This window comes from Treponema sp. (genome assembly GCF_045657965.1).
GTDB lineage: Bacteria > Spirochaetota > Spirochaetia > Treponematales > Treponemataceae > Treponema_D.
Window position 1 is genome coordinate 1 of the sequence record NZ_JAZOUG010000034.1, and the last position, 11371, is coordinate 11371.

General features: G+C 34.5%; 13 protein-coding genes. 2 read left to right on the plus strand and 11 right to left on the minus strand.

What is annotated here, in order from left to right; genetic code table 11:
• The 4 genes from ACKI5B_RS00930 to ACKI5B_RS00945 form a co-directional block, all read right to left on the minus strand.
• Positions 1 to 616: glycosyltransferase (locus ACKI5B_RS00930; RefSeq protein WP_407425074.1), on the minus strand; the 616-nt coding region annotated here is incomplete at its 3' end.
• A gap of 3 nt (positions 617 to 619) precedes the next feature.
• Entirely contained in the window at positions 620 to 1786 is a 1167-nt protein-coding gene (locus ACKI5B_RS00935) for a glycosyltransferase family 4 protein (RefSeq protein ID WP_407425075.1), read from the minus strand.
• Between the two features lie 12 nt (positions 1787 to 1798).
• Positions 1799 to 2851 carry an NAD-dependent epimerase/dehydratase family protein gene (locus ACKI5B_RS00940; RefSeq protein WP_407425076.1) on the minus strand — a complete coding sequence of 351 codons (1053 nt, stop codon included), beginning with the start codon at positions 2849 to 2851 and terminating at the stop codon, positions 1799 to 1801.
• A gap of 4 nt (positions 2852 to 2855) precedes the next feature.
• Complete coding sequence (locus tag ACKI5B_RS00945; RefSeq protein ID WP_407425077.1) at positions 2856 to 4049, minus strand: nucleotide sugar dehydrogenase; 1194 nt, start codon at positions 4047 to 4049, stop codon at positions 2856 to 2858.
• A 372-nt stretch (positions 4050 to 4421) separates the two neighbouring features.
• On the opposite strand from ACKI5B_RS00945, the gene ACKI5B_RS00950 reads away from it, so the two are divergent.
• Positions 4422 to 4877: a DNA-binding domain-containing protein gene (locus ACKI5B_RS00950; RefSeq protein ID WP_407425078.1), complete on the plus strand. Its 456-nt coding sequence runs from the start codon at positions 4422 to 4424 to the stop codon at positions 4875 to 4877.
• A gap of 144 nt (positions 4878 to 5021) precedes the next feature.
• Here ACKI5B_RS00950 and ACKI5B_RS00955 read toward each other — a convergent pair whose 3' ends face one another.
• The 7 genes from ACKI5B_RS00955 to ACKI5B_RS00985 form a co-directional block, all read right to left on the minus strand.
• Positions 5022 to 5672, minus strand: coding sequence for a hypothetical protein (locus ACKI5B_RS00955; protein ID WP_407425079.1), 651 nt, complete (start codon positions 5670 to 5672; stop codon positions 5022 to 5024).
• Positions 5673 to 5677: 5 nt separating this feature from the next.
• The gene (locus tag ACKI5B_RS00960) at positions 5678 to 6814 is read right to left on the minus strand and encodes an AAA family ATPase (RefSeq protein ID WP_407425080.1); all 1137 of its coding nucleotides are present in this window, start codon (positions 6812 to 6814) and stop codon (positions 5678 to 5680) included.
• A gap of 213 nt (positions 6815 to 7027) precedes the next feature.
• The gene (locus ACKI5B_RS00965; RefSeq protein ID WP_407425081.1) at positions 7028 to 8119 is read right to left on the minus strand and encodes an FRG domain-containing protein; all 1092 of its coding nucleotides are present in this window, start codon (positions 8117 to 8119) and stop codon (positions 7028 to 7030) included.
• 25 nt (positions 8120 to 8144) lie between these two features.
• The gene (locus tag ACKI5B_RS00970) at positions 8145 to 8366 is read right to left on the minus strand and encodes a hypothetical protein (RefSeq protein ID WP_407425082.1); all 222 of its coding nucleotides are present in this window, start codon (positions 8364 to 8366) and stop codon (positions 8145 to 8147) included.
• A 140-nt stretch (positions 8367 to 8506) separates the two neighbouring features.
• A complete protein-coding gene (locus tag ACKI5B_RS00975) occupies positions 8507 to 8887 on the minus strand; it encodes a hypothetical protein (protein ID WP_407425083.1) in 381 nt (126 codons plus the stop codon).
• Positions 8888 to 9045: 158 nt separating this feature from the next.
• Positions 9046 to 9573, minus strand: coding sequence for a transcription termination/antitermination protein NusG (gene nusG / locus ACKI5B_RS00980; protein ID WP_407425084.1), 528 nt, complete (start codon positions 9571 to 9573; stop codon positions 9046 to 9048).
• Between the two features lie 13 nt (positions 9574 to 9586).
• Positions 9587 to 10114: a winged helix-turn-helix transcriptional regulator gene (locus ACKI5B_RS00985; RefSeq protein ID WP_407425085.1), complete on the minus strand. Its 528-nt coding sequence runs from the start codon at positions 10112 to 10114 to the stop codon at positions 9587 to 9589.
• A gap of 176 nt (positions 10115 to 10290) precedes the next feature.
• Here ACKI5B_RS00985 and ACKI5B_RS00990 point away from each other — a divergent pair.
• Positions 10291 to 11371 (plus strand): flippase (locus ACKI5B_RS00990; RefSeq protein ID WP_407425086.1); only part of this gene is annotated, 1081 nt, incomplete at its 3' end.

Sequence of the window (11371 nt, forward strand, 5' to 3'; positions counted from 1 at the left end):
CTATATAGCAAAATGATATTTCATTCTCTATGTTGACATAGTAATCAGGAAGACTTTCTGTTACAACAAATGGTCTTAAAACTTTTGAATTAACTCCAAATTTTTCATCAATTGTTTGTTTTGCTTTTTCAGAAACAGCAAGTATTATATCAGTATTTTTTATATATCTATCACGTAGATTTGCCCATATTCTAAAGCCAACCTTAATTAATGGATTATTCTTTTTATATGGAAAACTTTCGGGCCACATATCATATATATCAAAAATCAATTTACATTTTGGATTCTTATTCTTATATTTTGAAACGAATTTTGCCAATGAATTTGGTGGAATCATACAGTATATTAAATCAGGTTTAATTGTATTTATTTCTTTAAGAACCTTTTGTGAAAATATATAATGTGATATAAGTCTTTGAGGAGATATATTTTTTTTGTAAACAGGGACATGTAATTGTTTAGCGTTTCCATGAGTTTCTATATATCTGGATTTTGTAAAATGGTTAAAATCAGAAATTAAATATTTTGTTTCGTCGCCTCTATTAATAAAAAAATCAGTAACCCCATGCATTCTCGTATCATAATGATCAGAACAGCTAATACAAATTACTTTCATAAATCATTCCCCTTTAATAAACATTAGATAGTCTTTGTATAAAGCAGTTCGTCTTTTATTAAGATTATCAATCTGATACTCTTTGCTTTTCAAAAAGTTTCGTTCAACTATTTCTCTTAACTCATTGTCAAAAGAATAGTTCATAACTCTTATTAAATCTTTTACCTTTCCCCTTTTAAAAATATATTGGGGTTCCAGTAGCTCTGGTATACCTGCAGTTGTAGAACCTATTGCTGGACATGCACGGCTCATAGCTTCTATCAATGCTCTAGGCAAACCTTCTTGCATACTTGGCTGTATATAAAAATCAAGAGAATCTAACCATTCAAGAACTTCTTCGTGTGTTAACTGACCTTTAAAAACAACTTTATCTTCTACGTTAAATTTTTTTGCCATGTTTAAAAGGTATGTATTATCTCCAGACCCAACAAGTTCATAAGTTATATTGTATTTTTGTGATAATTTACTAATCGCTTCAATTACAAATTGCTGTCCTTTTGCTTTATTTCCAACACCACCTGTAGTACCAATATGAATATTTTTATGATCAAATGTAGTTATTTTTTCAAGTCTCTTTGTTAATGCATTGTCATCAATCGCGTTTAGAATCACATTTGAAGCATTTGTGTGTTTTCCATTTGTAGGATAACGGTTTTGTAACCACTTTTCAGTTACATAAATAACATGCGAGGCGTTTTTAGTATCTTTTTTTGCTCTATATTCCATGTATGGAGCTATTATTTTGCCTGAGAAACTGTAATTCCAGTATTCGTCCCAAGCACATCCAGCGCATTCAATTAAATATGGTTTGTGAAGTTTTCGTGCTGCTGTAACACCAAGAAGGGCAATAACTCCTCCTCTTATAAATATTAAATCCATATTTTTTGCAATCTGTTGAATTTTTTTTCTTGCTTTAGGTAATTCAAGAAAGAATCCCTTTAAGTTACTAAGATTTGGAAATTCTATTATATTTACATTTTTTAAATTGATTAGTTCTTGATGAGCTTCTGAATATGTTTTATTAATTGGATAAACTCTAGTTGCCACATATAATTCATCTACAACACAAAAGTATCGGCTGAATAAATCATTTGTCAACGTAGTACTACAATAATTTCCGTCAATATCTTTGTATATAGGTAGATAATGACAGAATAACCCTTTTATCATTCAGAATCCCCTTTATTTATTCTTTTTGTTTATATATGCTTCCTTATACCATTTAGCAAAAGCTGACAAACCTTCTTTAACAGATGTTTTAGGCTTAAAACCAAAATCCTTTTCCAAATCTCTAGTATCTGCAAAAGTCTGGTAAACATCACCAGGTTGCATTGGTAAGAATTCTTTTTCTACAGGTTTATTAATTATGCCCTCATTTTTCAGGCATTCTTCCAAAGTATTAACAAAAGTAAGTAAATCTTCTGGCTGGCTGTTTCCTATATTGTAAACTTTGTAAGGAACTCCATCTTCTGTTAATTCTGGTGTTTTTTGCATAACTGCAATAATTCCTTTTACAATGTCATCAATATAGGTAAAGTCACGCTTCATATCGCCGTTGTTGTAAATCTGGATTTTTTCGCCCATTACAATTTTGTTTGTAAACTTAAAATAAGCCATATCCGGTCGGCCGGCTGGTCCATAAACTGTAAAGAATCTCAAACCAGTAGAAGGAAATCCATATAATTTACTGTATGAATGTGCTAATAGTTCGTTTGACTTTTTGGTAGCAGCATAAAGTGAAACAGGATTATCTACTTTATCATCTGTAGAATATGGAACTTTTTTATTTGAGCCATATACAGAAGAACTTGAAGCATAAACCAGATGATCAACTTTTGTTTTCCCATCATCATAAGAATAGCGGCAAGCTTCAAGTATATTAAAAAATCCAATTATGTTGCTCTGAATATATGCATCGGGATTTGTAATTGAATATCGTACACCCGCCTGAGCTGCAAGATTTACAACTACAGAAGGCTGATATTTTGCAAACACTTCATGTATGAATGCTTTGTCTGCAATATCACCTTTTATGAAGGTGTAATTTGAATATTTCTGCAATTGTGATAAGCGGTATTCTTTTAAAGATACATCATAATAATCATTCATGTTATCTATTCCGATTATTTTGATATCTTCAAATTGCTCCAATAAAGCCTTACAAAGGTTAGAACCAATAAAACCACTTGAACCTGTTACAAGAATTGTTCTTTTATTCAAATCTATTTTTGCCATAGCGTTAATCTCTTCCCATCAAATCGCGTGTATAAATCTTATCAGCAACATCCATAAGTTCATCTGACTTACGATTAGCGATAATTACATCACACTCACTTTTAAACTTCTGTAAATCAGTTTCAACCCTAGAATTAAAGAATGCTTCTTCATGTAGCGTCGGCTCATATACTACAACTTCAATTCCTTTTGCCTTAATGCGCTTCATAACTCCTTGAATTGCGCTGGCACGGAAGTTGTCGGAATTGCTTTTCATTGTAAGGCGGTAAATACCAACCTTCTTTGGATTTCTATCAATAATCATCTGTGCAATATGATCTTTACGGGTTGTATTTGACTGAACAATTGCACTAATAAGATTCTGCGGGACATCATTATAGTTTGCAAGCAACTGTTTTGTATCTTTTGGAAGGCAGTAGCCGCCGTAGCCAAAGCTTGGATTATTGTAAAAATCTCCTATGCGAGGGTCTAACGAAACTCCTTGGATGATTGACCTTGTATCGAGTCCCTTCAATTCTGCATAAGTGTCGAGCTCGTTGAAATAGCTAACACGCAAGGCAAGGTATGTGTTTGCAAAAAGTTTTACAGCTTCTGCTTCTGTAAAGCCCATGTACAGAGTTTCAATATTCTGTTTAATTGCGCCCTGCTGAAGTAATTGGGCAAAGGTATGTGCCGCATCTACCAGACGCTCGTCTTCTAAATCTGTTCCCACAACAATTCGGCTTGGGTAGAGGTTATCATATAAAGCTTTGCTTTCACGCAAGAACTCTGGAGCAAAAATTATATTCTTTGTGTTGTATTTTTCGCGAACAGATTTTGTATAACCAACTGGAATTGTAGATTTGATAATCATTATCGCATTTGGATTTACATCCAGAACAAGTTCAATAACCTGCTCTACATAGCGTGTATCAAAGAAGTTGAGCTTTGGGTCATAATTTGTCGGTGTTGCAATGATGATAAGGTCTGCATCTTTGTAAGCTGTACGGCCATCTGTTGTGGCTACAAGTTTAAGCGTTTTTGTTGCCAGGAACTCTTCGATTTCTTTATCCTGAATTGGCGATTTCTTACTATTAAGAAGATCCACTTTTTCCTGTACTACATCGACTGCGACAACATCATTATGCTGTGCAAGCAATGTAGCAAGAGACAAGCCGACATAACCGGTTCCTGCAACTGCGATTTTATTTACTGTCATAGAGATTAGAAGAATTTAAAATGCGATTCTAGTTTCGTATTTAAGATAGAATAATGTGGTGAGATTACATCAATTGCTCTGTTTTCTTTGCAACATCTACACCCCTTCCCTTTCTGGCAGACCTGTAAGATTCCGAAACAAGTTCGGAATGACAAAACAAAATCTCCATACACGCCGCAGAATCCCTGCTGATGTCGGAAAAGAGAATAGACGCTGCTCTTATTTACGTGCCCATTCGCACTCATAAACAGTTACAACTAATGTCTTTCAAGTTTATACTTAGAACGGATTGTTGTCAATGTGTTCACAGAATGAATAAAAATCGTACGGCGGCGATTATTCCGCCACAAATTTATCAAGGAGGGCATAACTATGCTCAATATCAAAACTATTAAAAACGTACTCGTTACGGATGAATCGAAAGACGGCTTCTGCTTTAGAAGTTCGTGCTCACAAAACCTCAAAACTGCCGCACTCGCAAAAGAGATGGCAGACTGGTACTCTTCTTTTACAGAGGCAGACTATCTTGGTATGCTTTCTGTAATGGAAACAATCGTTGTAAAATACCTTGCCAAAGGCTACAGCGTGGAGCTTCCGTTCGGCACAGTGCGGGCAAACGCCACAGGCACCTGCGCAAACATTCAGGACGGCTTTACCCTTGGAACCGGTAACCACACATTGGGCTTTTTATTCAACGCAAGCGACTCCGTCGCTTCAAGCGTAAAAGAAAAGCTTGAATACCGCCAGGTTCCGCCGGACATCACAGGCGAAGCAAAGCTCTACCGCGTAACCGTCCTGCAGGTCTTGCCGCCGGCAATTACAGTGTAAGCATTGTGACCAAGCCGGGGAATACGTATTTTACTGCGAATATTGATTCTGAAGTAACGGTAGCGTAAAAGAAAAAGGTCACACGGATTCGATTTTGCTAACGCAAAATCTGCGGTTGTAAGGTCGGGGTCGTGTGGCAACTATTTAAAGTTTTATTGCTTTTGTCTCAAAGGCTTTAAAATTGCGTTTTTCTATTAATTTATTGTTTATTGGTAATGGATCTGGTAATTGCTTATAGATTTCCATAAAGCTGTCTGCATTCCCATTTGGAGTATATTCTACACAACCACGAGCCGACAAAAAACAAAGCCGCTCTTTGAAATCGTTCTGCAATACATCATTAATTGATTTCTGAGAAGTCAGCAAGCGAACAGTATTTAACAGCTGCAATTTTCCATCTTTGTGCTTATTACCAATCACTCCACTCGACAATTCATGGATGATAAAAAAATCTTTCCCGTCACCAGTATCATATGCTATATAATCAGGACGACTCAACCCTTTTGTCCAATCTTTTTCAATCTTACCACTTGCGTCGTATTTTCTAAATTGATTTATAAAATCTTCAAAACGAATAAAACAAAGAGCCAGATTTTTAGAATTATAATAGGTAGCTTCGCCTTTTCCATTTTCTCGTTTGATTGAACCACTTTCACCTCTTAAATCGGCGATTTCAAAAATACTATCGGAAATCACCTCTGTAAGAACGATAACAGGATTTTTCCATTCTTCTAAATTGCCTGAACGGTGAGAATTAATATATTTGAACAATTCCGATTTTATAAGCTCTTTCATAACCCCTATAAACCAAACTGATTGTACTCTTCGTAAATCTCTGAAATCGGATCTGAAAGTGAACGGGTATCAAAAATTTGTTTTTCACCATCTACTTTTAGAGAAGTTGCAAAACCACCTGAAATTTCGTAAGCGTCTATATCTTTAAAATTTAGTTTATACGGAGTGTCTATATTCTTAGTTGCACGTCCTGCAAGAAGATTCAAATAATTCACAATATATGGACTATGTGTTGCAATCATCAAAGTCATATCATAATCATGTTCTTGCTGGTAGCACGATTTTACCAGATAATCCATTAAATATTTCTGACTTTGTGGATAAAGACTCAATTCCGGCTCTTCAATCATTATATGTACTGCACGTTTTTTTATTTCACCAACATTTTTGGCCGAATTAAATTCCTTGAGCATATCAGTATCTGCCATAAGCTTAAATAAAGCAGAATTCATAGAATCAACTGCATTATACTTGGTAGCGTAATAACAAACAATCATGGCTAATGGCGTAACCGTCTGAATACCAGATGAAGCATTTTTCATTTCTATAGAGTAATCTGAATCCAAGCCATGGATTTTTAATCTTTCTGGCGAATTATTTGCTTTTTCAACTCTAAATTCGACTCCTAAATAATCCATTGGAAACTGCTTAATTACATCATAAGCTGTAGAAAAGTTATCAATTGTATCTTGCAGATAATAATTTGCTACCTTGCGTTCCATTTTATTATCAATAAAATCTGCAACCATAGCGCGTTTATCACTTATATAACAAACTTTATCCAAACATAAATCATCAGGAGCAATCGTAAACCGTATATTAACAGTCTTATTTTTCATTTCAATGACATATTTATCTCTAGTGTAAACAATTACTGATTCGTCATTTAAGTATTCGTATATTCCTGAAATTTTAAGCAAAGATTGAATTTTAAAACCAATCCCAGTTTGCTTGATTTGGGCATGCTGTAAATATGAACGCAGACTTACACGTTTATAAATCCATCTAAATAAAGAGAGAACTTTAAGAATAGTACTTTTACCACTTCCAGATTCGCCAATAAGAATTGTCAGCGGTCTGATATCATCAAAATCAACCTCAATAATGGGGCCAAAATTCTGAATCAGTAATTTTTCTGCCATAGTATACAAAATGTTAGCACAAAACACCCCCTCTTTTCAAGAGAACGAACGGCTTACATGTCTATTATAATTTCGAAGCTTGTATTCGATTTGGGAATTTAGATGCAACTCATCCGAAGTTATTTGGAGATACCGTTTTTTTGTAAATATTTTGTTATAACACTCTTTTAAATTCATACTTCCTCCATATTCACAGAAAAAATCCCAATCTGCTTAAAGCTCAGCCATTTTGCACACGCCCCTGTATGCTATTTTGCTCTCTAAGAAAGGAATAATTCCACTTGAAATATCGGTGTTCATAACACATAACTCAGCTGGAGAAAAATTATAACGTAAGTCAGTTATTTTGATTCCTGATTTTTTCAATTTTTCACAAATATTAATAAAGTCTAATTTATGAGATACACAATAATCTTTTAATAAGAACGTATCCAGCCTTTTATCCTTCCGGATGTTTTCTGCATGACATGAAATAATTTCATTTGGAAAAAGATTTAATCCTTTATAAAAATGCTCAAAAATTGCATTTGATACGGCGTAATCCTTGGGTAATTCCCAAGCCGAAAAATACTTTTTTGCTCCCAATATAGATGTATCAATTGCAAGAGCCTTTTGTTTAAAAGGACGCAATACTGCTTGGAATCCTATAATTTTTATTTGTTCCAAAATAGCATCATCAAACATCTGCATATTTGCTGTATATAACATAGGCGAATATTCTGAAAAATCACTAACTGGATGATACTGTCCATTACAATCTTTATAAGTATATGCAAAAAATAGGGCCGTAAACAAATCTTTTGTAACATCGATATAATTAGTCACAAAGCCGTAATGCTGTGCCACAGCTTCTAAGTCAAAATCGTAATTGCAATCTAAAACAGAAAACTTTCTACATCGATTATAATAAGGAGACTGTTTAAATAGATTTAAGAATTCCTGTTTTTTTATCCAATCAATACACTGTGTTAGTTCTGTATCCGGCTTGGAAAAATCATATCTTTTTGAGCCGGGAACGAAGTCGTCATATTTTTTATTTTCACCTCTATAAAGAAATGGATTGCACTCTTCTCCAAGCATAATTCCAAAAACATGAGGTTTAGTCTGCATATAAATTCCAGAAAACTGACCTTGTGGAGATGACACCAAGTTAAATGCACTAATGGGACATTCATTGTAATCAAGCCTAAAAATGCTTTTAGCAACAATTTCCATACTTGGAAGAGAGACACCATCTTCACCTCTATCTTTCGCAATACAGAGGCTCGGGAATCCCTCATCATCAAAAACTATAGAATCACTCATAAGAAAAACTCCAAATTATTCCTACTCACAGCATTTTCCTTCGGCTTTTAAAATAATCTGCTGCATACGTTTCATTTTTTTTGTGTCTTTCCGAGACATATTTTTCAGCATTATCTTTTAGTGCGGCATCTATAGCTTCATCGTCATCAAATCCATATCTTTCATAAATGTAATCAAAATTAGTTTCGTATGCTTCGTGAATTTCTTCATTAAGCCTTAGAAATTCATCAAATTCAGCTGTAGTCAAGTTGCCTTCGGTTATAGCTTTATCAAGTTTCTGTAGTATTTTGTTTTCAGTTTTTTAAAAGTCTCTATCAAATTTTTTCTCTTCTTTTTCGAACCGCTTATTCCATGGTAATAATTCTATGTGATAACCAGGTTCATGTTTTATAAAGTGGCCAAGCATGCAGCTTCAACAACTGAAATAGCATACTTTATTTCTTCAAGTGACATATACTCTTTCCCTGTATTGTATGCCGCCTCAATAACAGGGCCTGTTTCAAGGACAAGTTCTGCAACAGCCATATTTCGTGCTGAAAAATCTTTTGGGCATAATTCATCTGTTCTACCATGGATACACCACTCCACATGATCCTCATAATTTGCAACAGTCATAAGATAGTCATGCAAGACCAATAACCTTTTATAGTTATGCCTGTAATTGTTCATCATTTCAAGAATAAGCGAAACAAAAACTGAAGCAACAATACCTGTAAGAATGGCGAACGCAGAATTATAAGGTACAGAATTTGTAGCGAACTTAATCATAATAAGAACGCAAGGAATCGAAACAGCCGCTATTATAAATGTACAAATTATCAATGGAGTAGCAGGCCGAATTGCCAATCCACAATAAAAAAACCGCTCTTTTATTGTTTTATGATGTTCATGACTAAGATAATCATCCAAAAAATACTGCTGTTTCATTATTTTTCTTCCGACTCTTCTACAGCTTCGACTTCCTCATAAAGAACATCAAGCCGTCGAGAAGTCATTGTAAGCGAAGTGGTAATTGTTATCGTTTGTTTTTTGTGATTCACGCGGTAAACATAACCTTCCAAACCTTTGAAATAGCCGGAAACAGCCCTCACCTTCTGATCTGGGGTGAATTTGATTTTTGCAATGCCCCAGTGTTCGCCGTTTCGAATGAAGAGCTTTAATTCTTCCAAAGCAGGTCCTAGGATTCTTGTTGGAGCTGAATTCTCGCGGAGGATTCTTAAAAAGCCTTTTACTTTGCGTAGAATTGAGAAAAACTCTGCTGTCAGTGTTTCTACCTGAAAAAAGACATATCCTTCAAACATCGGTTTTTCGTAATATTCGCCTCTGTTGGATTTTCGCATGTGATAGAAAAAGAAAAAATTTACTTCCGGAAACTGTTCCTGTAAGGCTTGCATCGCACGCTTTTTAAACGCTTCTTCTTCACCGGTTTTCACCATTACACAGTAGTATTCCATAGACCTTACTGCTCTACTCTTCAATCAAATCCAACAGGTTTACACAGCCCTGCTCTGAAAGACGTTTGCTCTCTGCTTCATCATTCTGTTCGCCGATTACGCAGAAGGCATTTGGTTCAATCGGGTCGGTTGCAGATTTTTCTATGAATGTGACATTGAGAGTCTGGCAGGCATAAATGAGCAGAAACTTGATATAGCTTTTTCCGTAAAGGACAAGTTTATTTTTGCCCTGTTTCTTTGCTTCTGAAACAGCGTTGCAGAGAGTGTCGTTGTAGCGGTTTGCAATGGCAAATGTGCGTTTAGCAAAAGTCTGGCTGCGGGCGGTGAGCTCTGAGATTCCGGCAGGTGTAATTGCATAAGAGAGTTTTCGAAGATTCACATTGGTAAGCATAATCCAGCCGCGTTCTACAAAGCGTTTGATTACGGCATTCATAAGTCCGATTGACATTCCTGCATTTTCTGCAAGTACACGCTGGCTTGCCATTGGTTCTTCTTTGAGGGTATCTGCAATGTTTTGTAATGTTGCTACGTCACTGTTCATATATTGAATAAATTAGCATAAAATGAGGAGAGTGTCAAAATGGTGATTACGTGGTTTGAAGTTATCCGGATTAAGATATATTCCCATGTTTTATAATATAGCTGAAAATCTAAAAAAAAATCTATTCCGGAAAACTTTCCTTAAACTATTTTACATAGTATAATTTAGCGTTATAAATGAAACAAGAAAAATCGCTTAAAAAAAATGCAGCTCTCAATGTTATAAAAAATATAATGAGCATTATTTTCCCAATTATAACTTTCCCATACGCCTCTAGAATTTTATTACCAGACGGAATGGGACAAATAAATTTTGCAAACTCAATTGTTTCCTATTTTTCTATGCTTGCAGGTTTAGGCATTGGAACTTATGGCTGCAGGGAAGTTGCAAGACTTAGAGATAAAACGGATGAGTTGAATAAATTCTGTTCCGAAGCATTATTAATTAATCTTATTTCAACGGCAGCCGCTTATATTTTACTGATTATTGCAGTTATTATAATTCCATTTCTTCATAATTATAGTCTGCTCATTTTTATTTCGAGTCTGAATATTTTTCTTTTAACAGTCGGAATCGGATGGGTTTACGGCGGACTTGAAGAATATGGATACATTACTGTTCGGACGATAATGTTTCAATTTGTCAGTATTATTCTGATTTTTACTCTGGTTAAAACAAAAGCTGATATTTACAGATACATGCTTATTTCTGTAATAAGTGCAGCCGGTTCCAATATTTTAAATATTATTCATTCCCGAAAATTTATAAAACTAAAACTAATAGATAAAAAATTAGAATTAAAAAAACATATCTCACCTATTTTTAAATTATTCAGCATTACAATTTTTGTCAGTGTTTATAATATTCTGGACACTACAATGCTTGGTTTTTTATCTGATGATAAACAGGTGGGCTTTTATTCAGCAGCAACAAAAATTAACAGAATGGTTCTCACTTTAATTACTGCATTCAGTGCTGTAATGTTTCCGCGTTTAGCTTATTATGCAAATAATTCAAAAAAAGAAGAACTGAAATTATTAATTCAAAAAAATCTTACTATCATTATTTATCTGTCACTTCCAATGATTGTTGGGTTAAATATATTAAGTACCCCTATAATTCTTTTATTTTGTGGTGAAAAATTTATTTCTGCAGTACCTGTTATGAAAATTATGAATCCAATTATTTTTATAATTATAAATATCAAATTATTGCCACCTTTATCACACCGTCCAACTTATTCTCAAAGATGCGGTA